The 24,126-nt window shown below is 63.9% G+C and carries 22 protein-coding genes and 1 pseudogene; 10 read left to right on the forward strand and 13 right to left on the reverse strand.

The window, feature by feature from the left end; all coding sequences use genetic code 11:
* Positions 1-21: 21 nt before the first annotated feature.
* The gene (locus ACVJ5M_RS38585; RefSeq protein ID WP_063985215.1) at positions 22-612 is read right to left on the reverse strand and encodes a TetR/AcrR family transcriptional regulator; all 591 of its coding nucleotides are present in this window, start codon (positions 610-612) and stop codon (positions 22-24) included.
* A gap of 100 nt (positions 613-712) precedes the next feature.
* On the opposite strand from ACVJ5M_RS38585, the gene ACVJ5M_RS38590 reads away from it, so the two are divergent.
* The 3 genes and pseudogenes from ACVJ5M_RS38590 (at position 713) to ACVJ5M_RS38600 (ending at position 3,853) form a co-directional block, all read left to right on the forward strand.
* Positions 713-1,078, forward strand: a complete 366-nt coding sequence (locus tag ACVJ5M_RS38590; protein ID WP_063985216.1) for a nuclear transport factor 2 family protein — start codon at positions 713-715, stop codon at positions 1,076-1,078.
* Positions 1,079-1,448: 370 nt separating this feature from the next.
* Positions 1,449-3,411: pseudogene (locus ACVJ5M_RS38595) on the forward strand (putative bifunctional diguanylate cyclase/phosphodiesterase).
* Positions 3,412-3,703: 292 nt separating this feature from the next.
* On the forward strand, positions 3,704-3,853 hold the full coding sequence (locus tag ACVJ5M_RS38600; RefSeq protein WP_166084486.1) for a hypothetical protein: 150 nt from the start codon (positions 3,704-3,706) through the stop codon (positions 3,851-3,853).
* A 6-nt stretch (positions 3,854-3,859) separates the two neighbouring features.
* Here the strand turns inward: ACVJ5M_RS38600 and ACVJ5M_RS38605 are convergent, their stop codons facing one another.
* The 5 genes from ACVJ5M_RS38605 to pgm form a co-directional block, all read right to left on the reverse strand.
* The gene (locus ACVJ5M_RS38605) at positions 3,860-4,303 is read right to left on the reverse strand and encodes a DoxX family protein (protein ID WP_063985218.1); all 444 of its coding nucleotides are present in this window, start codon (positions 4,301-4,303) and stop codon (positions 3,860-3,862) included.
* A 244-nt stretch (positions 4,304-4,547) separates the two neighbouring features.
* The gene (locus ACVJ5M_RS38610; protein ID WP_063979736.1) at positions 4,548-5,528 is read right to left on the reverse strand and encodes a PDR/VanB family oxidoreductase; all 981 of its coding nucleotides are present in this window, start codon (positions 5,526-5,528) and stop codon (positions 4,548-4,550) included.
* 10 nt (positions 5,529-5,538) lie between these two features.
* Complete coding sequence (locus ACVJ5M_RS38615) at positions 5,539-6,300, reverse strand: GntR family transcriptional regulator (RefSeq protein WP_063979735.1); 762 nt, start codon at positions 6,298-6,300, stop codon at positions 5,539-5,541.
* Between the two features lie 5 nt (positions 6,301-6,305).
* Positions 6,306-7,355: an aromatic ring-hydroxylating dioxygenase subunit alpha gene (locus ACVJ5M_RS38620; protein ID WP_354099734.1), complete on the reverse strand. Its 1,050-nt coding sequence runs from the start codon at positions 7,353-7,355 to the stop codon at positions 6,306-6,308.
* A 287-nt stretch (positions 7,356-7,642) separates the two neighbouring features.
* Entirely contained in the window at positions 7,643-9,289 is a 1,647-nt protein-coding gene (pgm, locus tag ACVJ5M_RS38625; RefSeq protein ID WP_354099735.1) for a phosphoglucomutase (alpha-D-glucose-1,6-bisphosphate-dependent), read from the reverse strand.
* Positions 9,290-9,435: 146 nt separating this feature from the next.
* Here pgm and ACVJ5M_RS38630 point away from each other — a divergent pair, with 146 nt between their 5' ends.
* On the forward strand, positions 9,436-10,578 hold the full coding sequence (locus tag ACVJ5M_RS38630) for an alpha/beta hydrolase family protein (RefSeq protein WP_063979732.1): 1,143 nt from the start codon (positions 9,436-9,438) through the stop codon (positions 10,576-10,578).
* Between the two features lie 34 nt (positions 10,579-10,612).
* On the opposite strand, the gene ACVJ5M_RS38635 is transcribed toward ACVJ5M_RS38630, so the two are convergent.
* Complete coding sequence (locus ACVJ5M_RS38635) at positions 10,613-11,428, reverse strand: response regulator transcription factor (protein WP_063979731.1); 816 nt, start codon at positions 11,426-11,428, stop codon at positions 10,613-10,615.
* Positions 11,429-11,726: 298 nt separating this feature from the next.
* Between ACVJ5M_RS38635 and ACVJ5M_RS38640 the strand changes: the two genes are divergently transcribed.
* Both ACVJ5M_RS38640 and ACVJ5M_RS38645 read left to right on the forward strand, forming a co-directional pair.
* A complete protein-coding gene (locus tag ACVJ5M_RS38640) occupies positions 11,727-12,884 on the forward strand; it encodes an acyltransferase family protein (RefSeq protein ID WP_283018491.1) in 1,158 nt (385 codons plus the stop codon).
* Between the two features lie 111 nt (positions 12,885-12,995).
* A complete protein-coding gene (locus ACVJ5M_RS38645; RefSeq protein ID WP_063979729.1) occupies positions 12,996-13,844 on the forward strand; it encodes an MBL fold metallo-hydrolase in 849 nt (282 codons plus the stop codon).
* Positions 13,845-13,870: 26 nt separating this feature from the next.
* Here the strand turns inward: ACVJ5M_RS38645 and ACVJ5M_RS38650 are convergent, their stop codons facing one another.
* From ACVJ5M_RS38650 to ACVJ5M_RS38670, 5 genes are all read right to left on the reverse strand, one after another.
* Positions 13,871-14,755 carry an aldose 1-epimerase family protein gene (locus ACVJ5M_RS38650; RefSeq protein ID WP_063979737.1) on the reverse strand — a complete coding sequence of 295 codons (885 nt, stop codon included), beginning with the start codon at positions 14,753-14,755 and terminating at the stop codon, positions 13,871-13,873.
* Positions 14,756-14,879: 124 nt separating this feature from the next.
* A complete protein-coding gene (locus ACVJ5M_RS38655) occupies positions 14,880-16,193 on the reverse strand; it encodes a UDP-glucose dehydrogenase family protein (RefSeq protein ID WP_283018490.1) in 1,314 nt (437 codons plus the stop codon).
* A gap of 176 nt (positions 16,194-16,369) precedes the next feature.
* Positions 16,370-17,311: a GDP-L-fucose synthase gene (gene fcl, locus ACVJ5M_RS38660; protein ID WP_063979724.1), complete on the reverse strand. Its 942-nt coding sequence runs from the start codon at positions 17,309-17,311 to the stop codon at positions 16,370-16,372.
* Complete coding sequence (gmd, locus tag ACVJ5M_RS38665) at positions 17,292-18,362, reverse strand: GDP-mannose 4,6-dehydratase (protein ID WP_063979719.1); 1,071 nt, start codon at positions 18,360-18,362, stop codon at positions 17,292-17,294. The genes fcl and gmd overlap by 20 nt, the downstream gene beginning before the upstream one ends.
* A 164-nt stretch (positions 18,363-18,526) precedes the next feature.
* On the reverse strand, positions 18,527-19,546 hold the full coding sequence (locus tag ACVJ5M_RS38670; protein ID WP_038960118.1) for an NAD-dependent epimerase: 1,020 nt from the start codon (positions 19,544-19,546) through the stop codon (positions 18,527-18,529).
* A 269-nt stretch (positions 19,547-19,815) separates the two neighbouring features.
* On the opposite strand from ACVJ5M_RS38670, the gene ACVJ5M_RS38675 reads away from it, so the two are divergent.
* The 3 genes from ACVJ5M_RS38675 to ACVJ5M_RS38685 all read left to right on the forward strand — a co-directional run bounded on the left by ACVJ5M_RS38675 (position 19,816) and on the right by ACVJ5M_RS38685 (position 22,191).
* A complete protein-coding gene (locus ACVJ5M_RS38675) occupies positions 19,816-20,931 on the forward strand; it encodes a glycosyltransferase family 4 protein (protein WP_063979720.1) in 1,116 nt (371 codons plus the stop codon).
* 98 nt (positions 20,932-21,029) lie between these two features.
* Positions 21,030-21,992: a glycosyltransferase gene (locus ACVJ5M_RS38680; protein WP_456679603.1), complete on the forward strand. Its 963-nt coding sequence runs from the start codon at positions 21,030-21,032 to the stop codon at positions 21,990-21,992.
* Entirely contained in the window at positions 21,880-22,191 is a 312-nt protein-coding gene (locus ACVJ5M_RS38685) for a glycosyltransferase (RefSeq protein WP_456679604.1), read from the forward strand. Before ACVJ5M_RS38680 ends, ACVJ5M_RS38685 begins: the two co-directional genes overlap by 113 nt.
* An 11-nt stretch (positions 22,192-22,202) precedes the next feature.
* Here the strand turns inward: ACVJ5M_RS38685 and ACVJ5M_RS38690 are convergent, their stop codons facing one another.
* Positions 22,203-22,346, reverse strand: a complete 144-nt coding sequence (locus ACVJ5M_RS38690; protein WP_166084269.1) for a hypothetical protein — start codon at positions 22,344-22,346, stop codon at positions 22,203-22,205.
* Between the two features lie 543 nt (positions 22,347-22,889).
* On the opposite strand from ACVJ5M_RS38690, the gene ACVJ5M_RS38695 reads away from it, so the two are divergent.
* The gene (locus ACVJ5M_RS38695) at positions 22,890-24,113 is read left to right on the forward strand and encodes a polysaccharide biosynthesis/export family protein (RefSeq protein ID WP_245328408.1); all 1,224 of its coding nucleotides are present in this window, start codon (positions 22,890-22,892) and stop codon (positions 24,111-24,113) included.
* Positions 24,114-24,126 lie beyond the last annotated feature (13 nt).

Here is a 24,126-nt window from a genome sequence, read left to right on the forward strand (position 1 = left end):
TCCGGTTCGTCACTAGCACAATCATGCGCGTAGACGCAGCGCCTCGACCAGTGACTTGAACGCACGGGCATATTCCGCCCCTGCCCTTGCGATATCGGCGCGTCCGGCGCAGGCGACCGCCGCTTCCGTCACCGCGCCGAGCAGAAGCCGCGCCAGCGGCTCGACCGGTTGCTTTGCGATGAGGCCGGCCTCCATCGCCACCGACAGCGCGCGCGGCATCTTGCCGCCAAAATGCTGCGCGTCGATCTCGCGCCAGCGCTCCCAGCCGAGCACGGCCGGGCCGTCGCGCAGGATGATCTGGCCGGTCGGCCCCTTGGCGGTCGCCGCAAAGTAATGCTGGGTGCCGGCGACCATCGCGGCGAGCACGTCCTTCTCGGCGCGCGCGGTGCGGTCGATCTCGGCGACGAGATCGCGCGAGACAGAATCGAACACCGCTTCGAACACCGCCTCCTTGGTCTTGAAGTGATGATAGACCGCGCCCTTGGCGACGCCCGCGGCCTCCGCGATGTCGTCCATGGTGGTCGCGGCAAAGCCCTGCGTCCCGAACAGGCGGCGCGCCGCCGTCAGGATCGCCTCCGATGTCGCCGCCCGCCGCTCCGCCTGCTTTGCCATCGCTCCCGTCTAGTCCAATTCGTCGCACCCGGCCAGTTGACTTTTCGACTACCGGTCGGTATTTACCGACTATCAGTCGGTTTTAATCGTGAGGTGCGCCATGCCGAGCCGTGACGTCGTCGAAGCTTTTGCGAAGCGGTTGGAGGATGGGGAGTTTGTCGAAGCGATCGAGCAGTACTACACGTCCGATGCCGCGACCTATGAGAACAACGCCGCCCCGACGGTTGGCCGCGACAAGCTCGTCGCCAAGGAGCGCGGCGTGCTCGCGGCATCCAGGGAGGTGAAGGCCGTCCGCATCGGGCCGAGCCTGATCGAGGGCGACACTGTCGCGACACGCTGGCGGTTCAGCTTCACCAATGCCGAAGGCGCCACCCGAACACTGGATGAGATCGCGTGGCAGACCTGGCAGGGCGACAAGCTGGTCGAGGAGCGGTTCTACTATGATCCGAAGCAGCTCGGGCGGTGACGTTCGGCACATTTGGCAACAGATCGGGTTGGCAGCCTCCTCGCGGCCATCCTTCGAGACGCCCGCCTTCAGCGGGCTCCTCAGGATGAGGTCTGCTCCGCGGCAACATCTTGGACCCTCATGGTGAGGAGCGCCGCCTTGCGGCGCGTCTCGAACCATGAAGGCCGAGCGCGTTCTGCAATCGGCCCACTGTTACAACCGTAACGCGGGGCGCCGCATTTGTATCGATTTGTTATCGATACCCTCGCTTGAACACGCAGAAGTGGCCATGGCGATCGTGGCCAGCGGGGATAATTCATATTTCGTCAAAGGTTTGCAGCGAATCCTCCTGATCGAGCCGGACAAACGGCCCATGCTGCTAGGCCCTGGAATGCGGACTCAAACGACCAGCTATTTCGCACGGCTGTTCGCCGGCGATCTGTCGACCTTTGGCGGTCCTGCAACCGACGAAGCCGTCGCCGGACATATCCGCGCCGATCAGATGTCACTGGTGCTCGGCTACTCCGTCGGCATCATGCTTGCCAATGCCTGCAACGCGGCCGTGCTCGCCATCGCGCTCTGGCATTCGCCGGACTGGAAGTTTGCACTGGCCTGGGCCGCGATCGTGGCCGGCGCCGCGATTGCGTTCGGCCTGCAATCCCACGCCTCGCGCCGGATCACAAAACCGCAATTCGTTTCGCGCCGGGCGATGCATCGGCTGGTGCGCAACGCCTTCGTGCTCGGCGTTGCCTGGGGCATCGTCCCGGTCGCCTTCTTCGCGAATGCCGCGACCGGCGGCCAGCTCGTCATCACCTGCCTTTGCTCGGGAATGCTGGCCGGCGGCGCGCTTGCCTTCGCCACGATCCCGATTGCGGCCATCGCCTTCACCAGCCCCATCTTCGTCGGCATCGCCATCTGCCTCGGCCGCGACGGCGATCCCGCCTATGTGCTGATGGCCATCCTGGTGGTGGTTTACGGCAGCGTGCTGCTGCGCGCGGTGTTCGTCAATTCATTCGCGTTCGCGCGACGCGTGATCCGGCAGATCGAGGCCGAGCGCACGGTCCGGCAGGATCCCCTCACGCTGTTGCCCAACCGCTTCGCCTTCAACGAGACGCTCGAAGCCGCGCTGCGGCGGATGGCCCTGTCCGGCGAGGAATTCGCGGTGCTCCTGCTCGACCTCGACCGCTTCAAGGAGGTCAACGACAAGTTCGGCCACCCCGCGGGCGACGAATTCCTGTTGCAGGTCACAAGCCGGCTGCAACGCTGCACGCGCGCCGCCGAGCACGTCGCCGCGAATCGGCGGCGACGAGTTCGCGCTGGTGATGGCCAATCTGGCGCGGCCGGAGGATGCGCTCGAGATCGCCGAACGCTTCGTCGCGGCCTTCGACGAACCGTTCCAGTTCGAGGGCCGCCAGATCGTCGGCGCGACCAGCGTCGGCATCGTGCTGGCGCCGCGCGACGGCACCACGCAGCTCGACATCATGAAGAATGCCGACGCCGCACTGTATCGCGCCAAGAAAGCCGGCCCCGGCACGGTCTGCTTCTTCGAGGAAGCCGATGAAAGGGTGTCACGCGATCGCAAGGCGCTGCAAGCGGACCTCGAAGGCGCCATCGCCAGGGACGAGCTGTTCCTGGTGTTCCAGCCGTTCCTCGATCTCGGCGAGAACCGCATCACCGGCTTCGAGGCGCTGCTGCGCTGGCAGCATCCCCGGCGCGGACTGGTACCGCCGAGCGAATTCATCCCGATCGCCGAGGAGACCGGGCTGATCCACGAGATCGGCGAATGGGTGATCCGGCGCGCCTGCGCAACGCTTTCGGACTGGCCCGAGGACATCAGGGTCGCCGTGAACTTCTCCGCCGCGCAGTTTCACAGCACCGGCATCCTCCAGACCATCGTGCAGGCGCTCGCGGACGCGAAGGTCGCCCCGCACCGGCTCGAGGTCGAGATCACGGAATCGATGCTGCTGTCGAAATATGGCTCCGCGGCGTCGATCCTGAACGCGCTGCTCGAGCTCGGCATCACGGTGGCGCTGGACGATTTCGGCACCGGCTTCTCCTCCCTCACCTATCTGCGCAAGCTGCCGTTCAGCCGTATCAAGATCGACCAGTCCTTCATCCGCGACATGCTGGTGCAGCCCGACTGCGCCGCGATCGTGAAGTCGGTGATCTCGCTGGCGCGCGACCTGCGCATCGGCGTGGTTGCGGAAGGCGTCGAGACCGCCGACCAGCTCGAGTTTCTGCGCCAGTTCGGTTGCGACGAAGCGCAGGGCTATCTGATCAGCCGGCCGGTGTCGGCCGATGGCGTTCTGGCGCTGTTGAACACGAAGAAGCTGCGGGCGACTTACGCGGCGTAGGGAAATACTCGCAAATGTGAGGCGGTCCGCTTCCAGGGGTGAAGCAGACTCGCGCAGGGCAGAATTTCTTCAAGCCACCCTTCGCAAATGAATCGCTGCCAGGCAGTTCTGCATCCCGCGCCAGTCTTCGCGGTCATAGGGTTGGTCTGCATCCCTGACCTAAGGCTGCCCGCTGTTTTGAGGGCGTTTCCGAGTGTTTCGGCGCGCTACCACTCTCAAGACGGCTTGCCGTGTCGGCCCCATTAAGCAACACTTGCCTCATTTCAAAGTAATTATTTTGAGGGGCATCATCATGCCTGAGATATTTGAAGTCGTGCTGTGGTGTGCCGCGCTTGCGACATGGTTGATGCTTCTCTTCGCCCTCGTGAGCAAGACCCTGAAGCAGCTCTCAAAGAGCATCCGCCGCGCGATAGAGGAAGCTTTCAAGCCCGACTTGAAGTGATCTCGGCTACGATGCCCGATCGAAACTGAACCGGCCCGCCCCGGTGACGAAGATCAACATCGCGCCTCCCATGATCGAGACATTCTTCAAGAAGTGGTTGTATTGACCGATCTGCTGCGCACCCGCGGGATACTCCCAGTAGCGGTGCGCAATAGCCGTTGCCGCCAATACGAACACAAACGTCAGAATTGCGCAGTAGCGCGTACCGACGCCCAATATCAAACCGACGGATATCAATACCTCCAGTACGATGTTCGTCATCGTGAACAGCTCAGGTGCTGGAAGGTTCAGGGACCTGAAATAACCCACAGAGCCGCTGAAGTTGGATATTGCTCCATACGCGCTTCCGACGAATACCCACGCGAGGAGAATGCGGCCGATTAAAATCAGCGCGTCAGCTCGCCCTTTGGCGAACTCATCGACTGCCAGCGAGACAGAATTGGATTTCATGGCAGAATCTCCACCCTTGCTGTCCAAGACCGGCTGAACACTTTTACTGCGAGAGCAAACCTATCATGATTGATGGACCGCACGAAGCGCTCTTACCGGCCCGTTGGCGCTGCAAACGAAGCCCGCTTCGTCACCGCCCTTAGCTGCCTCGCCAGGACGACCTGCACCCGCCCGCTCCGAAAGTAGGGCGGATGCGCGAGCTTTCAGGCTGATCGCGGTTTCCGAGTACGCCTTCCAGCCCCGGTCAGACCGCATCCGCCCGCAGCAGCGTGTCCACGGTGATGGTACCGCGGGCGCGGGAGACGCAGGCGCAGATCTTCTGGTTGCTTTGCTTCTGGTGATCGCTGAAGAAGACGTCGCGATGGTCGATCTCGCCGTCGACCTCGACCACGTCGATGGCGCACAGGCCGCATTCGCCGCGCTTGCAATCGTACATCACGTCGTGGCCGCTGGCATTGAGCACATCAAGCATCGAGCGCTCGCGCGGGATTTCGAGCTCGACATCGGTCCCCTTCAGGCGCACGCGAAACGTCTCGGTCGGCAGCGTGCCGCTGGAGCCGAAGGTCTCGTAGCGGAGATCGGGAAGCGGATGGCCGGCGCCGATCCAGGCGTGCCGCGCGGCATCCAGCATCCGCATCGGACCGCAGAACAGCGCCAGCGCACCTTGCGGCAATGATCCGAACAGCGCATCGAGGTCGAGCCGCCGGCCCTCGTCGCTCGCGTGAACGACCAGGCGCTCACCGAGCATTTTGGCGAGATCGTCGAGGTAGGCGGCATCGGTGCGCGAGCGCACGGCATAATGCAGCGTGACGTCAGCGCCGCGACGCGCCAGCGCCTGAGCGGCGCCAAGGATCGGCGTGATGCCTATGCCGCCGGCGATCAGGCAATAGTTTTCGCGGGCCCAGTCGACCGCGAGCAGCGAAGCCGGCCGGGTGATGTCGAGCCGAGCGCCGGGTGCGAGCTGCCACATATAGCGCGAGCCGCCGCGGGAATCCTCGGCACGGCGCACCGCGATCCGCAAGCCGCGCGAGGACGCCTCGCCGACCAGCGAATAGGATCGCGTCTCCGGCAGGCCGTCGATGGTCACGCTGATATTGATGTGGCTGCCGACCGGATAGGCCGTGCCGTCGAACTGATCCGGCAGGATCAGGAATTCGCGGATGCCCGGCGCAAGATCGCGCGTCGCGACCAGCGTTGCCGGAATCCAGGTTTCGATGAAGCGCATGGCGATTGCCCTAGTCGGTTGCGGTCCTGATCAGCGCGAGCGCCGGCAAGAGGTCGAGATGGGTGCGGTTGCGCAGCGCAAGCCGCAGGTTTCGCACTGCGAGGCGCGCGTGCTCGCGCATCACGGCCTCGGCGCGGGCGCCTTCGCGGTTCTCGATGGCGTCGATCACGACGCGATGGTGCTCCTGCCCGATGATCAGAATCTGCTGCGCCTCGGGCAGCGCCGATTGCGCCATCACGAAACCGCTGGGCGAGGCGAACGGCAGCGCCGAGGCGCGGTCGATCTGCCGGATCAGCGGCGGGCTGCGCGACAATTCCGTGAGCAGTGCGTGGAAGCGCGCGTTCAGCGTGACATAGGATGAGAACGCGTCGACCGAGATCGGCACCTGGCGCAGCAACTCGTCGATCGCGGCCAAACACTCCTTCAACGGCTCGAGCTCGCGCGCGGAAACGCCGCGCTCGGCTGCGAAGCGCGCGGCGAGCCCTTCGAGCGTGCCGCGCAGCTCGATGGAATCGGAGATGTCGCGCTCGGAAAACGCCTTCACCATGAAGCCGCCGGAGGGAATCGCCTCCAGCAGGCCTTCCTCCTCCAGCCGCACCAGCGCCATGCGCACCGGCGTGCGCGAGGCGCCGGTCGTCTCCACCGCCTGCAGCTCGGAGATGCGCTCGCCGGGCCGTAAGCGACCCGACAGGATCTGGTCGCGCAGCGCGAGCTGCGCCTTCACGGTCTGCGAGACGGAGCGGTCGACCTCTCGCTCAGGCGCTGGTTTCACCTGGCCTACTCCGCGGCCTGGAGCTGCTGCGGCGCGCTTTCCTTCGCCACCATCCTGTCGATCAGCTTGCGCGTCCACATCGCACCGGCGTCGATGTTGAGGTTGTAGAAGATCCGATCGGGGTTCTCGTCCATGGCGCGCTGCTGCGCCTCGAGGATCAGCTCGTCCTCGTGGAAGATCCCGGAGACACCCTCGCGGATCTCGGTGGTGATGCGCTGCTCGCCGATCTGATAGTTGCGGACGAACGCCCAGAAATAGTGGCAGGTCTTCTCGGTCTCCGGCGTGATGGTGTTGAGCACGAAACCGTTGACGCCCTGCGAGCGGTCGCCTTCCGGCGCGCCCGTGCCTGTCGGCGCCACGCCGACATCGATCGCGATCGTGCACGGGGCTTCGAAGCGGATGATCTGCCAGCGGTCGACGAGGCCGGGCTTGCCGAGCTGCTTGGCCCAGAACGGCGGCGCCTCGATGCCGCGCATCCAGCGCGTCACCGTCACCGTCTTCTCGCCATGGGTGACGTCGAACGGCGCTTCGGCCACCGCATCATTGCCGATCGAGGAGCCGTGCACAAAGGTCTCGTGGGTGAGGTCCATGAGATTGTCGAGCACGAGGCGGTAGTCGCAATTGACGCGGATGGTCTTGCCATCGCCGGCCCAGGCCGGATCGTGATTCCAGTGCATGTCCGGCACCAGCGCGGGATCGGCCAGCGCGGGATCGCCCATCCAGAGCCAGATGTAACGATGACGCTCGACCACGGGATAAGCGCGGACGCAGGCCGACGGATTGATGGTCTCCTGCGAGGGCATGAAGGTGCAGCGCCCCTGCGCATTGTATTTCAGGCCGTGATAGCCGCAGACGACGGTGTCGCCTTCCAGCCGGCCCTTGGACAGCGGCACCAGACGGTGCCAGCAGGCATCCTCCAGCGCGGCCACCGAGCCATCGGCCTTGCGGTACATCACGACATGCTTGCCGCAGATCGTCCGCGGCAACAGCGCCGGCTTGACTTCAGCGTCCCAGGCCGCGGCGTACCACGCGTTCATCGGGAAGGGTTTTGTCACGGGTCGCTCTCCCAAGGCTTGTGTATGCTTTATGTATACAATAGCGGAGGGATAGAATCGTTCAAGGCTAAATATGGCGTATTTGGATACCTATTATCCAGATGGTGTATACAATTCTACCCACATGTCATTCCCCGAAGGAGGGGAATCCAGTACGCCGCGGCTTCTCCGCATCACGGCACGGCGGCGGCGTACTGGATCACCCGCTTTCGCTGGTGATGACAGCGGAGAATGCGGCAAACACTTCCTCGGAGCAGCAACCGAAGAGTCGTACTGGGCTCAGTGCCCTACGCCCCGAACACCTTCTTCAGCCCTGCCTGGGCCTCTTCCTGAATCCGCTTCAGGTGCTCGGTGCTGCGGAAACTTTCCGCGTAGATCTTGTAGACGTCCTCGGTCCCCGACGGCCTTGCGGCGAACCAGCCGAAATCGGTCTCGACCTTGATGCCGCCGAACGGCTGGCCGTTGCCCGGCGCCTTGCTCAGCGTGGCGCGGACAGGATCGCCGGCGAGGTCCTTGAGGCCGAGCTGCTCGGGCGTGACGGACTTGAGGATGTTCTTCTGGGGCGCGGTGGCGGCGACGTCGATGCGCGCATAGTGCGGCACGCCGAGCTCCGCGGTGAGGTCGTTGAAGAGCTGGCTGGGGCCGCGGCCGGTCTTCGCCATGATCTCGGCTGCGAGCAGGCCGAGGATGATGCCGTCCTTGTCGGTGGTCCACACCCCGCCGTCGCGGCGCAGGAACGAGGCCCCTGCACTCTCCTCGCCGCCGAAGCCGAAGCCGCCCGTGAGGAGGCCGTCGACGAACCATTTGAAGCCGACCGGCGTCTCGACCAGCCTGCGGCCGAGCTTCTTGGCGACGCGGTCGATGATCGAGCTCGACACCACGGTCTTGCCGATCGCGGCATCCTTGCCCCAGTTCGGGCGGTTCGCGAACAGATAGGAGATCGCGGTCGCCAGATAATGGTTCGGATTCATCAGGCCGCCGGTGCGCGTCACGATGCCGTGGCGGTCGGCATCGGTGTCGTTGGCAAAGGCGACGTCGAAGCGGTCGCGCATCGCGATCAGGCTCGCCATCGCGTAGGGCGAGGAGCAATCCATGCGGATCTTGCCGTCCCAGTCGACGGTCATGAAGCGGAAGGTCGGATCGATCGCCTCGTTCACGACGGTGGCCTTCAGGCCGTAGCGCTCGATGATCGGATGCCAGTAATGCACGGCGGCGCCGCCGAGCGGATCGATGCCGATATTGATGCCGGCGGATTTGACGAGATCGAGATCGACGACATTGCCGAGATCGGCAACGTAGGGCGTGATGAAGTCGTAGGCGTGCACGTTCGCGGATTTGCGCGCCTTGGCGTAGTCGATACGCTTCACGCCCTTGAGGCCGTCGGCGAGATAGGCGTTGGCGCGCTTCTCGACGACGGAGGTCGCGTCGGTGTCGGCCGGGCCGCCATGCGGCGGATTGTATTTGTAGCCGCCGTCCTCGGGGGGATTGTGCGAGGGCGTGACGACGACGCCGTCGGCAAGGCCGCTAGTTCGGCCCTTGTTGTAGGTCAGGATCGCGTGCGAGATGACAGGCGTCGGGCTGTAGCCGCCGTCCTTGTCGATCATGATGTCGACGCCGTTGGCGGCGAACACCTCGACGGCGCTGACCAGCGCGGGCTCGGCCAGCGCATGGGTGTCGATGCCGATGAAGAGCGGGCCGGTCAGGCCCTTTTCTGTTCTGTAGTCACAAATCGCCTGCGTGGTCGCGAGGATGTGGCCCTCGTTGAAGCTGTTCTTGAACGACGTGCCGCGATGGCCGGAGGTTCCGAACGCCACCCGCTGCGCGGGATCGCCGACATCGGGCTTGCCGGCGAAATAGGCCGTCACCAGCCGCGGAACGTTGGTGAGCGCGTCCGGCGAGACCAGCTTGCCCGCCGCGGGATGAACATCAGCCACTGAAATATCCTCGTCCTGTCGTGCAGAGTTTGTGGAGTACCATAGCATCGGCCGGACCCCCGCCAAGGGCACAACACGCGCGGCGGGCTGGCCGTTCCCGAGATCATGCTATGGTCTTTCAAATCGGGGCTTTTTCGAGTCGGGGCATGACGCTGTTTCACAGGCTCTTGGTTGTGCTGATGGCCTGGCTTGCGACCGCTGGCATCGTGACCAATGCGACGGCCGCGGAGTTCTACACGGAAGACCTGCGCATTCCGATGGCGGGGGCCGGGCCGCAGGGGCTGGAGGCCTTTCTGGTCCGGCCGGCCGGAACGAAGCGCTATCCGCTCGCGCTGCTCAACCACGGCTCGCCGCGCAGTTTCGACGACCGCGCGACCATGTCGGCGCACAAATATTACGGGATCGCGCTCGAATATGCCCGGCGCGGCTTTGCCGCGCTGATCGTGATGCGGCGCGGCTACGGCACCTCGCCCGGCGGACGCGTCGACAGCGTCGGCGGCTGCGCCAATGCCGCCTATCTGCCGGCGGCGGCGGTTGCGGTCGCGGATTTGCGCGCGGCGATCGACGCGATGGGTCGCAGGGCCGACGTCACGACATCGGGCATGATCGCGGCCGGCCATTCCGCCGGCGGGCTCGCCACCGTCGCGCTGACCGCGCAGGCACCGAGTGGTCTCGTCGCCGCGATCAGCTTTGCCGGCGGCCGCGGCTCGCGCGATGACGACGACGTCTGCAACGAGGACGGGCTGGTGCAGGCCTTCGCCACGTTCGGCAAAACCTCGCGCGTGCCGATGCTGTGGGTCTATGCGGCCAACGATTCGTTCTTCGGTCCCGATCTCGCGCGCCGCCTCTATGACGGATTTCGCGGCAATGGCGGTCACGCGAAATTCATTGCGGCGCCGCCTTACGGCGATGACGGCCACTATCTCTATTCGGTGGTGGGCCGCCCGCAATGGACGCCCTATCTCGACGCCTTCCTGCGCGAGCGCGGGCTCGGCCATGACATCCTGAGCCTTCCCGATCCGCTGCCGCCGCCGGGCCAGCTCAACGAGGCCGCGCGCGCCGAATTCTCCCGCTATCTCGCCAGCACCATGCCGCACAAGGCTTTTGCGGTGTCGCCGAACGGCGGTTACGGCTGGCGTTCGGGCCGCACCACCGCCGACGACGCCCGGCGCGATTCGCTTAGCGCCTGCATGAAATGGTCGCCGACCTGCACGCTGTATGCGGTCGATGACCAGCTGGCCGGGGCGGCGCAAAGGACATCGACGGATCAGAGCGCCCGCGCGCGATAGGCGCGAGGGTGATCGGATCTTTCGACGGTTGAGGCTAGAGCCGCTCGCTGAGCGCGAGTTTGTAGCCGACGCCGGTGACGGTCGCGATCACGGGCGTGCCGCTGCCGACGAGCTTGCGCCGCAGCCGCGCCACCAGCGCATCCACCGTGCGGATGTCGACCTCGGCCTGGCGGTTGCTGACGACCTCGATCAGATAGTCGCGGCTGAGCGGCCGGCCGTCGGCGCCGACCAGCGCCGCGAGCAGGTCGAACTCGGCGCGCGTCAACGCCACCGGCTTGCCGTCGCTGCCGAGCAGCTCGCGCCGGGTCAGGTCGATGATCCAGTCGCCGAAGGCGATCGAATTGTGGTTGCGCGCCGCCTTGCGGTCGATCGAGCGCCGCCGCAGCACGCTGCGCGCGCGCGCGAGCAGGTCGCGCAGATTGATCGGCTTGGTGACGTAATGGTCGCCGGCGATCTCGAGCCCGAGGATGCGATCGACGTCGGTGTCGCGGCGCGTCACGAAGATGATGCCCGCGTTGCTGGTCGCCTGGATCTCCTTGGCGAGCTCGAAGCCGTCGCCGTCAGGCAACTGCACGTCGAGGAAGACGAGATCCGTGCGCGAGCGCAGCGCCTGGCGGCATTCCGCGCAGGAGCCGGCGCCGACCACGTCGAAATTGTTCTCGCTGAAATAGCCGACCAGCATCGTCCGCGTCACGGGATCGTCTTCGACGACGATCAGCCGCTCGCGGCCGGCAGGCCTCAATTCCTGACGTGCGGAATCAACCACGTTGTTGGATGTCCTGTGTGCTTGTGGCGCGGCTTGAAAGTTCAAGTCGTCGCGCAGCGCACTGTCCTGTGAACGAACATTCACGACTTATTCGAGCCCCCGAAATTTGCCTGCTGGAATACTAGGCGTGTTGTGCTGCCCGAACAATATTGGTCATGGTATTGGCGTATTAAGTATGAATTGCCCCACAATTCTCATCGCGCGCATCATCATGCCGGCGTGGCGCGTGCGAGCGCCGACCGGGGCCCTCGACACCGCCGATCCCGTACATTCGGCATCGGACTCAACCGCTGGTTAACGTAAAGAAAGGCTTCGGCTTCGAAACAGCCGGCCGCGCCTCTATGGTCTCCGCTTGCAGATGCGAAACCACGGAGCAGGCGTGATGCAGGGGCAGGCCCGGTTGGCCGCCGAACGAACCGAGCAAGGTGCAACGCCTTTCGGCCGTTCTCACACGCTCGACGTCCTGCGCGGCCTCGCCATCGTCGGCGTGATGGCGATCCACGTTTCACAATCCTTTCCTTCAAAGATCCACGCCGTCGACTTCGCCTTCATGTGCGGCTGGACCGGCGTCAACGTGTTCTACTTCGTCAGCGCCATGACGATGTGCCTGATGTGGACGCAGCGCACCGAAACCGACCCGACGCGCAAATTCTACATCCGGCGCTTCCTGCGCATCGCGCCGCTGTTCTGGCTCGCGATCCCGGTTTACCTCGCCGTCAACGGCACGGGTCCCAGCTACAACGCGCCCAACGGCATCGGACCGCTCCAGGTGATCCTGACCGCGACGTTCCTGCACGGCTTCTGGCCGGACAGCGTCAACAGCGTCGTGCCGGGCGACTGGTCGATTGCGGCGGAAATGACGTTCTATCTCGTCTTCCCCTTCGTGATCACGGCCTTCGGATCTCGCCGCCACCTCTATCTCGCGCTCGCGATCGCGCTGCATCTCGTCAATGTCTGCCTGTTCAAGCCTTGGGCGTTCGCACTGTTCTCGGCCCATTACGGGCCCGGCCACGAGGCCTTCGTCTGGAATGCGCTGCACATCAGCTTCCTGAACCAGTTGCCGGTCTTCCTCGTGGGCTGCGCGCTGTTCTTCTCGCTGCGCGACGGCTTTGCGAAGTCGGGCGCCGCGATCTTCGCCGCCTTCATCGCGCTGTCCTTCATCGCCGATCGCGCCACCGACTCGCATGAATTCAACTATTTGATGATCAACCTCGTGCTCGGCGCGCTGGTTGCAGGTTGCATCCGCCTCGCGATCCGCTGCCGGCCGATCGAGGCGCTCGGCCGCAACTCCTATTCGATGTACCTGTCGCACTTCGCGGTGATCTACGGCCTGCGCCAGATCTGGCCGCTTACGGACGGACTGGTCTCGCTGCTGATCGCCTATGCCGTCATCGCCGCGCTCAGCTATCTCGTCGCACGCGCGACCTGGCATCTGGTCGAACGGCGCGCGCAGGATTTTGCGCATCGCCTGACGTCCACGGGATCGGGCCGCTCGACGATCCGGCCAACCATTGCTGCCACTGTGGCCGGTCTGCACTGACGCGCGACTTGTCTAGCTGACGCCTTCGAATCTACAGTACGCCACGAAAGATCTTCAGACACGCCGGGGCGGCGTGATCAGGTCGACCGGCTTCACGCTGGAGTAGGCGCCATGGAAGTCATACTGCTCGGCACCGGCGGCCCACGCCCGGACCCGCGCCGCATGGCGACGACCACGCTGATCAGGCTTGGCGAGGAGAATATCCTGTTCGACGCGGGCCGCGGCGTCATGGTGCAGCTCCACAAGGCCGGCGTGCCGCTCGGCGCCATCAACACGGTCTTTCTCACCCATCACCACTTCGACCACATCGGCGACCTCTACGATGTGATGTTGAATTCGTGGATGCATGGGCGCAAGGACGATCTGCGCATCTACGGTCCGCCCGATACCGAACGGCTCGTCAACACGCTGATCACACAGGTCTACGACAAGGACATCGCCTGGCGGGATCAGGGCGAGCCGACCTTTGGGGGATGGAAGCCGGTCGTCGCGACGGACATCATTCCCGGCCCCGTCCTCGACACCGGTCGCTGGAAGATCAGCGCCGAGCTCGTTTCACATGGCGACGGTCTCGACATGTCGCCGGCGTTTCTCGCGCGCTGGATGTGTCTCGGCTTCCGCTTCGAAGCCGAGGGCAAGGTCATAGCGATCTCCGGCGACACGGTCCCCTGCCCCGGTCTCGAGCGGCTGGCACAGGGAGCCGACCTGCTGGTCCAGTGCTGCTTTCTCGCGACGCCTGAGATCACCAACGACCACTTCCGCCGGCTCGCGAAATATACGCTCGCCTGCGGCGATACGGTCGGCAAGGTTGCCGCCAAGGCCGGCGTCAAGAAGCTCGCGCTGACCCATCACCGGCCGCGCACTGACGATTCCATGCTGAACGCGTTGCTCGCGGACGTCCGCCGAGACTACGCAGGTCCCGTCGTGCTCGGCGAGGACCTCACGCGGATCGAGGTCTGAGAGCCACAGGCACGCGAAGGCCTGCCTCAGGACGACCCGACCTCGATCCGGTACGACAGTTCTTCGTTCGCGCCGGCCGCAATGTGCATCAGACCCGGCTTGTCGCTGAACTCGCCTTCGAAACCGACGGGACTGGCATAGCCGCGCCAGGGCTCGATGCAGAGAAACGGCGCGCCTGTCGGTTTCGACCAGACGCCGAGTTCGCGAAAGCCGCGCCATGACATTTTGAGCCAGGGCCCGGCCCCCTGCCCGGCCGCATAGCGGACCGCATGGCTGTTGACGGGGTCGAGGATGACGGCGTCATTGGTGAACAGGGATTCCGACAAAGGAAGCACGGTGCCTCTGACGGGGCTCGGATCCGTTGCCGCGAGCAGGAGTCCGCCCTCGACACGGCGAACCGGAGACGGCTCCTCGTTCGTGAACGTCAGCGCGTAGCTCTCCTTCGACATTCCAGGCTGAAGCGGCCAGTTGAAGGCGGGATGGCCACCGAGCGACACCGGCAATGTCTCCTTGCCGGTGTTCACGACCGTGAGCGAGAGATCGAGACCAGCGTCGTCGATCGCGTAGGTGGCCGTCAGGCGAAATGCGAACGGATAGAGCGCGCGCGTTGTCTCGCTGTCTTCGAGCGCCAGCGCGCAACGGTTCTCGCCGCGCTCTACCCACGCGAACCGGCTGTCGCGCGCAAAACCGTGCTGGGTCATCCGGTAGGTCTTGCCCCGGTGCCGCATTTCGTCATTGGCGAGACGCCCGACGATCGGAAACAGCAGCGGCGCGTGGCGTGGCCAGGCCGGCCCCGCCTGCCAGACAAATTCGACACCGCTGCCGTCCTTCAACGAGCACAGCTCGGCGCCGTGTGCCTTGATGGTCGCGGTGAGCCCGCCACTTCGGATCGTGTGCGTGTCGTCGGTCATGACAATCTCCATCGCGGCAACGAGGCCAAACGCGGCGACCTGATGCGACCGGATCATATCGCATCAGAAACGATTTCGCCCGCCCCAGGATGAGGCGGGCGAAGCCGAACTTCAAACGACTGGCTTAAGCCTGGGACGATCGCCCGATGCTCTCGTAGGTGAAGCCGGCGGCTCGCATCTCTTCGGGCGGGTAGATGTTGCGGAGATCGACCACGACGGGCTGGGTCATGGCCGCCTTCAGCCGGCCGAGATCGAGCGCGCGGAACTGCACCCATTCGGTGACGATGACGAGCGCATCGGCGCCTTGCGCGCAGGAATAGGCGTCCTCGCAATAGGTGATGTTCGGCAACTCACCCTTGGCCTGTTCCATGCCGACGGGATCGAAGGCCTTGACCGTCGCGCCCATGTCGATCAGGCCGGTGACGAGCGGAATCGACGGCGCATCGCGCATGTCGTCGGTATCGGGCTTGAAGGTGAGGCCGAGCACGGCGATGGTCTTGCCGCGCAAGCTACCGCCGAGCGCCTGGCTGACCTTGCGCGCCATCGCGCGCTTGCGGTTCTCGTTGACGGCCAGCACGGATTCGACGATGCGCAAGCTCACGTCATAGTCCTGCGCGATCTTGATCAGCGCCTTGGTGTCCTTCGGGAAGCAGGAGCCGCCGAAGCCGGGACCCGCGTGCAGGAACTTGGTGCCGATGCGGTTGTCCAGGCCAATGCCGCGCGCGACCTCCTGGACGTTGGCGCCGACCTTTTCCGAGAGGTCCGCGATCTCGTTGATGAAGGTGATCTTGGTCGCGAGGAACGCGTTCGCGGCGTATTTGATCATCTCGGCGGTGCGGCGCGCCGTGAACATCAGCGGGGCCTGGTTCAGCGACAGCGGGCGATAGACGTCGCCCATCACCTTGCGGCCGCGCTCGTCGGCGGTGCCGACGACGACGCGGTCGGGATACTTGAAGTCGCGGATCGCCGCGCCCTCGCGCAGGAATTCGGGGTTGGAGGCGACGACGACGTCGGCCGCGGGGTTGGTCTCGCGGATGATGCGCTCGACCTCGTCGCCGGTGCCGACCGGGACGGTGGACTTGGTCACGACGACGGTGAAGCCCGACAGCGACTGCGCGATCTCGCGCGCGGCGGCGTAGACATAGGACAGATCGGCGTGACCGTCGCCGCGGCGCGAGGGGGTGCCGACCGCGATGAAGACGGCATCGGCGTCCGCGACCGGCTTCGACAAATCGGTGGTGAAGTCGAGCCGCTTGGCCTTCACATTGGTCGCGACCAGCTCGTCGAGCCCAGGCTCGTAAATCGGAATCTCGCCGCGATGAAGCGCCGCGATCTTCTTCTCGTCCTTGTCGACGCAGGTGACGTCGTGACCGAAATCCGCAAAGCAGGCTCCGGACACCAGTCCCACATAGCCCGTTCCGATCATCGCGATTCGCATGAAAAACTCTTTCCGTTGAAGACGGATGTTCCACTGAACACCCTAGACCATTTCTGTATCCGGCCGCACGCCCAACATTAGGGCAGGTTGCTTCGCGAACCGAATAAACCTTAACCGCCGCGCGTGACAGGCGTTGCGGTCATCTCCTGAAATACGCGACATGCATTGGTTGCATTCTACGTATGCGACAGATACGCCGCGTAAGCGCGTCTCACGCCGTCCTCGAGCGAGGTCGTGGCGCGCCAGCCGAGCTTGGCGAGACGGCTGACGTCGAGCAGCTTGCGCGGCGTGCCATCGGGACGCGAGGTGTCGAAGCCGATCTCGCCGCCGTAACCGACGATGTCGGCCACGACCCGCGCGAACTCGGCGATGGTGATGTCCTCGCCGGTGCCGATGTTGACCAGCTCCGCGCTCGAATAGGTCTTCATCAGGTGCACGCAGGCATCCGCCATGTCGTCGACATAGAGGAACTCGCGCCGCGGCGTGCCGGTGCCCCACACGATGACGCTCTTTGCGCCTGCGACTTTTGCCTCATGGAAACGCCGGATCAGGGCGGCGACGACGTGGCTCAATTCAGGGTGATAATTGTCGCCGGGACCGTACAGATTGGTCGGCATCACGCTGATGAAGTCGCTGCCATACTGGCTGCGATAGGCCTCCGCCATCTTGATGCCGGCGATCTTGGCGATCGCATAGGGCTCATTGGTCGGCTCCAGCGGGCCTGATAGCACCGAATCCTCGCGCAAGGGCTGCGGCGCCAGCTTCGGATAGATGCAGGACGAGCCCAGAAACATCAGCTTCTCGGCGCCGTTGAGATGCGCGGCCTGGATCACGTTCGCGGCAATCGCGATGTTGTCGTAGATGAACTCGGCACGCAGCGTGTTGTTGGCGACGATGCCGCCGACCTTGGCCGCGGCGAGGAAGATCACTTGCGGCCGCGCTTTCACGAACCAGTCGAACACGGCGGCCTGGTTGCAGAGATCGACCTCGCGCCGGTCGACCGTGACGAGGTTGACGTCCTCCCGCGCCAGCCGGCGCACCAGCGCGGCTCCGACCATGCCGCGATGGCCGGCGACATAGACGGTCTTTCCCCTCAGCTCAAACGGTGCGTTTGCCACTGGCCGCATCCCGCTTTGCCTCCGCCAGGTCGCTTGCCATCATCTCCTCGACGAGCTGGGCGAAGCTGCGCTTCGGCGTCCAGCCGAGCACCTCGCGCGCCTTGCTGGCGTCGCCGACGAGGAGATCGACCTCGGTCGGACGGAAATAGGTCGGATCGATCTTCACCACGGGCTTGCCGCTCGTCTCATCGACGCCGGTCTCCTCGACGCCCTTGCCGCGCCATGCGATGCGGCGGCCGACATGGGCAAAGGACAGCTCGACCATCTCGCGCACCGAGCGCATCTCGCCGGTGGCAAGCACGAAGTCGTCGGGCTTGTCGGCCTGCAGGATCCTGTGCATGCCCTCGACATAGTCCCTGGCATGGCCCCAGTCGCGCTTGGCTTCGAGATTGCCGAGATAGAGCGTCTGTTCCAACCCGACCTCGATACGCGCGACGCCGCGGGTGATCTTGCGGGTCACAAAGGTCTCGCCGCGGATCGGACTCTCGTGGTTGAACAGGATGCCGTTGCTGGCGAACATGCCGTAGGCTTCGCGGTAGTTCACCGTGATCCAGTAGCCGTAGAGCTTGGCGACGCCATAGGGCGAGCGCGGATAGAACGGCGTCGTCTCCTTCTGCGGGATCTCCTGCACCAGGCCGTAGAGCTCGGAGGTCGAGGCCTGGTAGAACCGCGTCTCCTTCTCCATGCCGAGGATGCGGATCGCTTCCAACAGGCGCAGCACGCCGATGGCGTCGGCGTTGGCGGTGTATTCCGGGCTCTCGAAGCTGACGGCGACGTGGCTTTGAGCTGCGAGATTGTAGATCTCGGTCGGCCGGATCTGCTGCACCAGACGGATCAGATTGGTCGAGTCCGTCATGTCGCCGTAATGCATCAGGAACGGCACGTTGCCGACATGCGGGTCCTGGTAGAGGTGATCGACGCGCGCGGTGTTGAACGAGGACGAGCGCCGCTTGATGCCGTGCACGACATAGCCGAGCGACAGCAAATATTCGGCGAGATAGGCGCCGTCCTGACCGGTCACGCCGGTGATGAGAGCGATCCGCTCAGCCATGGGCCCGCGCCTGGTTCGGGGTCAAAGAGGTTCAGAGGGACGGGATAACCACCGTTCGCGCCCGCTGACAAGGCCGCCGGCGGTCAAAAGCGCAAGAACCAGCGCAAGAACCGGCTTAAGAGCCAGCATTCCCGGGCGACACGCAGGTGCCGTCGCCCGCGGGATCAGACGCCGTGGTACTTCCGATACCATTCGACGAAGCGGCCGAGGCCATCCGCGATCGACGTGGACGGCGAGAAGCCGACGTCGCGCTGGAGCGCGGAAATGTCGGCGCGCGTCTCCAGGACGTCGCCGGCCTGCATCGGCAACAGCTGACGGATCGCCGGCTTGCCGATGATCTTCTCGAGCGTCTCGACGAACTCCATCAGGTTGACCGACCTGTTGTTGCCGATGTTGTAGACGCGATACGGCGCATAGCTCGACGAATTTTCCGGCCGCTCGGCATTCCACGCGGGATTCGGCGCCGCGGGCCGATCGAGGGTGCGGATCACCCCTTCGACGATGTCGTCGACATAGGTGAAGTCGCGCCACATGTCGCCTTTATTGAAAATCCTGATCGGCTCATTCGCGAAGATCGCGCGCGTGAACAGATAGGCGGCCATGTCGGGCCGGCCCCACGGGCCGTAGACGGTGAAGAAGCGAAGCCCGGTCACCGGCAGCTTGTGAACATGCGCAAAGGTATGCGCCATCAGCTCGTTGGCTTTCTTGCTTGCGGCGTAAAGGCTGACCGGATGGTTCACCGAATGCTCGGTCGAATACGGCAAGGTGCGGTTGGCGCCATACACCGAACTCGACGAGGCGTAGACGAGATGCGCCAGACCATGGCGCCGGCCGGCTTCGAGCACGGTGACAAAGCCGTCACAATTGGCCCGGATGCTGGTGATGGGATCGTCGATCGACGCGCGCACGCCGGGCTGCGCCGCCAGATGCACGACGCGATCGGGCGAGACCTCGTCGAAGACGCGCGTCACTGCGGCGAAGTCTGCGAGATCGATCTTGTGGAATTTGAACCCTGGATGGTGTTCGAGCGTTGCGAGACGCGCACGCTTCAGCGCGGGATCGTAATACGGAGTGATTGCATCGATGCCGACGACCTGCTCGCCACGTGCCAACAGCCGTTCACAAACATGCATTCCGATAAAGCCGGCAGCACCGGTAACGATCACTGGCCGCAAAGTTGTCATCTCGTTCATTCCGCGGAGCATTGCCAGACCAGGACATGAGAGGCAAGGTTTGGACAGTCACGACAATCATCAAATCAGTCGGCCCATGTAAGCGCATCGAAATGTGTAGGAAACATGATGGCGTCATGCACGATCGCATGCTATCCGCCTGCAAGGATGCTCGGACGATAGCGCCACATGTGCTAGACGTCATAGAACGTATATTCGGCGCCTGATGCTCAGTCTTCGAGCATTGTTCGCGCAAGAACCCGCAAAGAAAAAGATCGACTTTGAAACTCTCCATCAACGGCAGGTTCCTGTCACAATCGCTCACGGGCGTGCAGCGCTACGCCGCCGAGATCGTCAAGGCGATGGACCGCTTGCTCGCGAGCGGAGAGGCCCCGCGACAACTGCTGGATGCAGAGTGGCAAATCCTTGCGCCGCCGAATGCGCAGACGCTTCCAGGTCTTCGCCGCATCGCCATCAAGCAGATCGGATCTTTGCAGGGGCACGCGTGGGACCAGATCGATCTGGCGCGCGCCGCGGCCGGCACCCGTCTCGTCAGTCTCGCCAATTCCGGCCCCGTACTCCACCGCGACCATCTCGTCGTGATTCACGACGCGCAGGTTTTCCGGCGGCCGGACTTCTTCAGCTGGCGCTACCTCGCCCTGCACCGGACGCTCGGCCATCTGCTGGCGCGCACGGCAACGATCGCAACAGTTTCGGCGTTTTCACGCAACGAACTTGCCGAGGTGCTGTCGCTGGATCCGGCTTCGATCCCCGTCATTGCGAACAGCGCGGAACATTTTGCGACCGTCGCGCCCGACTTCTCGATCATCGACAAGCTGCGTCTTGCGCCCCATCAATTCTTCCTCTTCGTCGGCTCGATGACGAAGAACAAGAATGTCGATACGGCCATTCGCGCCGCCGAGCAGCTTGGCCGCGCCGACTTTCCGCTGGTCGTGGTCGGAGGCGATAACAGCAAAGTGTTCGGAGGCGCGGCCACGGAATCGAGGTCCGGCGTTGTCATCGCCGGGCGCCTGAAGGACGAGGAGATTGCCGCGCTGTTCTCCCAGGCCGCCGCGTTCGTGTTTCCGAGCCTTTATGAGGGATTCGGCGTGCCTCCCCTTGAGGCGATGTTCTTCGCCTGTCCGGTGATCGCGAGTTCCGCCGATGCCGTGCGCGAGACCTGCAACGATGCCGCCGTCTATTTCGATCCGCTCGACGCGGACGAGCTGTCGGCGCGGATGCGCGAAAGAATTGAACTCGGCAGGATATCGCCGGCGGAACAGGAGAAGCAGCGGCAGCGCCTTATGACATATTCCTGGGCCAAGTCCGCCGCAGCGATGCTCGAATTCCTCGCCAAACCGGCATCCCGATCCACATCCGACCGTGCGAAACAATGACGCGGCCCGATTATTGCTGCTTAGCGAGGTTAGACGTGCGCCTGCAAGATCCGGCGTCTCCAGTATCTGGCGCCTTCAAGACAAGGAAGGAATGACCGTTGTCCAGCGGCCTGAAGATTCTGCATGTCGCCGAAACGGTCCGTGGCGGCATCGCGACCTACCTCAACGAGCTGCATCCGCACCAGAGCGCGAGCTTCGGCCCCGGCAACGTCAACTATGTCGTTCCCTCCGACCATCGCAGCGACCTGGTGAACATCGAGGACGACGCGGTCACCACGTTTCCGCGCGACGGACGCAACGCGGTCGGCCTGTTTCGCATGCTGTTTGCAACCATGCGCGCGGTCCGGCAGCTTCGTCCTGACGTCATCCACCTGCACTCGTCGTTCGCCGGGCTCGTGGTGCGCCCGGTGCTCTGGCTCACCTATCGGCGCTCGCGCATCGTCTATTGCCCGCACGGCTGGGCCTTCGGCCGCGAAACCGGCCGCCTCAGCCGCGAGGTGACGAAGTTCACCGAGCTCGTGCTGTCGAAATTCACCCATCGCATCGTCTGCATCTCGGAAAGCGAGCAGGCCGACGCCAAGCAGGTCGGAATCGCGGCGAATCGCCTGGTTCTTGTGCACAACGGGATTTCCAAGCAGCGTCCTGCGCTCGACAAGGGCGCAGCGCAATGGCGGTCGGAGAAGATCAAGGTCCTCTTCATCGGGCGCCTCGACCGTCAGAAGGGCTACGATCTCCTGATCGAGGCGGCGCGCGCACTCGGAGACAAGCTCGACGTGCGCCTGATCGGCGCCTCGGTCGTCAGCAAATTCCGCAGAAGCGATCTGCCCGCCAACGTCTCTTTTCTGGGCTGGATGAACCGCAACCAGATCGAGGCCGAGCTCGACCAGGCCGACATGGTCGCGATTCCCTCGCGCTGGGGAGGCGTTTGGCCTGGTCGCAATCGAGGCGATGCGGGCGGCCAAGCCGATCATTGCCTTCCGCATCGGCGCCCTGCCCGAAATCGTCGAAGACAATGCGACGGGCGTGCTGTGCGACGAAGTCTCGGCCGAAAAGCTGGTTGAAGGTTTCCAACGCGCAACCAGGCTCGACCTGGCTGCGGTCGGCCGTGCCGGATATGAGCGTTTCACCCGCCTCTACGACATCGAACAGACCCACCGCACGCTCAGTCAGGTTTATGCCGACGTCGTGCATGTGCGGATGAGCGAATCCGGGCAGCAGGCGAAGTTGCAGTCCGATTTCCCGAACAATCTGCGATCGTAGCGACCGGCTGATCAGGCCAGCCGGCGGGCATCGCCCTGCGCGAACTCGCCGTCATTCACGCGTTTATCGGAGAACGACCAAGCAATGGCCGATGCGACGATCATCGCGCAGGTGAGAAAGCCGGCCGCGAACAGCAGTGATCCGGTGTGCAACATCGTCTTCGCCTTCCTTTTGTTTGGCCGACCACTAGCCGGATCAGGATTAGGAAGACCTTACGGACGCCAGCGTGACGCCAGCTTCCAAATCTAAGCGTTAACGGAGGTGGAATCCCGTCGCAGAAACATTGGTCCGATGCCCCGGCGAGAACGTCCGCTCGGGCGCGATGCCCGCCGCAGGACGACGAAAACACAACGCAGAATCACTCAGGACGGGATCCAACACTTGAAGTTTATGGCGATGTCATCTCGCGACAATGCCGTCGCATCTGCATGTCCGTCGCCGCACGCTGCTCATTGGTTCGATCGCAGTCTCAATCGTGACATCGATCTGACACGTGTATGTATGGTTTGCGAACTGCTTATTTAAGAGGATGTTCCGCACAAATTTTGGACAGAGATTTCGGCGTGTATCCACGTTCACAAGTGGCAATAAGGTCACAGCCACAAGTGCTTTACCATAAAGTCGAAGACGTAGCAGTGACTCCGCAGCACGGGATTTGTACGGTGATTCCGATTTTAGATGAGTGCGAGGGAATAGTGGTGGCTAAGACCGAACGTTTTGATTTTGATTTCGGTATTAGCCGAATCCTGGCCGTTGCTGCGATCAGCTTCTCCTTGGCGGGTTGCGGTAGCTTCATTCCGTTAGACGCTCCTGATGCCGTCGCAACGCAAACAAATGCGGCGCTGATCACCGAGCCGAGCGCGCCGCTGGCCTATGCCCTGATGCCGGTCAATCCGGCGATCCTGCAGGCGACCAACGCGTTCACGGACTCCGCCGGAATGGTGTTCTCCCGCCTTCCCGGCGGCAACTACCGCGACGTCACCATCGGCATCGGCGACATCGTCACCGTGACCGTGTATGAAGCGCAGGCAGGCGGCCTGTTCATTCCGCGCGAAGCAGGCGTGCGGCCGGGCAACTTCGTCGACATTCCGCGCCAGCAGGTCGACCAGTCCGGCAACATCAACATCCCCTACGCCGGATCGATCAAGGTCGCAGGGCTGACGCCGCGCGCCGTGTCGAACATCATCCGCGAGCGTCTCAAGGACCGCGCCATCGACCCGCAGGCCGTCGTGAGCGTGGCGGAACAGCGCGGCAACCAGATCAGCGTGCTCGGCGAAGTCAACTCGCCGCTCCGCTTCCCGGTCGATCCGGGCGGGATTCGCCTGATGGGCGCGATCGCGCGCGCCGGCGGCCCGAAATATCCGTCCTACGAGAGCACGATCACGATCAAGCGCGAGGGCCGCACCTACAGCGAGACGATGTCCTCGGTCGTGCACAACCCCAACGAGGACGCGCTGCTCGCTCCAGGCGACGTCGTCTTCTTGACCCGCATTCCGCGCGTCTACATGGTGTTCGGTTCGACGCCGTCTCCGGGATCGATCGGCGGCACCAACAACCGTCGTTTCACGTTCGAGAACGACAACATGTCGCTGGCTGAAGCCATCGCGAAGGCAGGCGGTCTCGACGGCGCCCGTGCGGACTCCAAGTCGATCTACGTCTACCGTTTCGAGCCCAAGCCGCTGCTGGAGAGGATCGGCATCGCCGTATCCCAGTTCCCGACCAAGTCGGTCCCTGCCGTCTACAAGTTCGACATGAGCAAGCCGGACGGCTGGTTCCAGGCGGATACGTTCAGGATGCGCGATCACGACGTGATCTCGGTGGCGGAATCGCCGTCGATCGAATTCATCAAGCTCATGGCCCCGCTGAACGCGGCAACCGCCAACGCGGACAACATCAGCTCGGTGGTCGTGAACTCCAAATAGCCCAACTCAGCGC

Source organism: Bradyrhizobium sp. S3.7.6 (assembly GCF_054061875.1).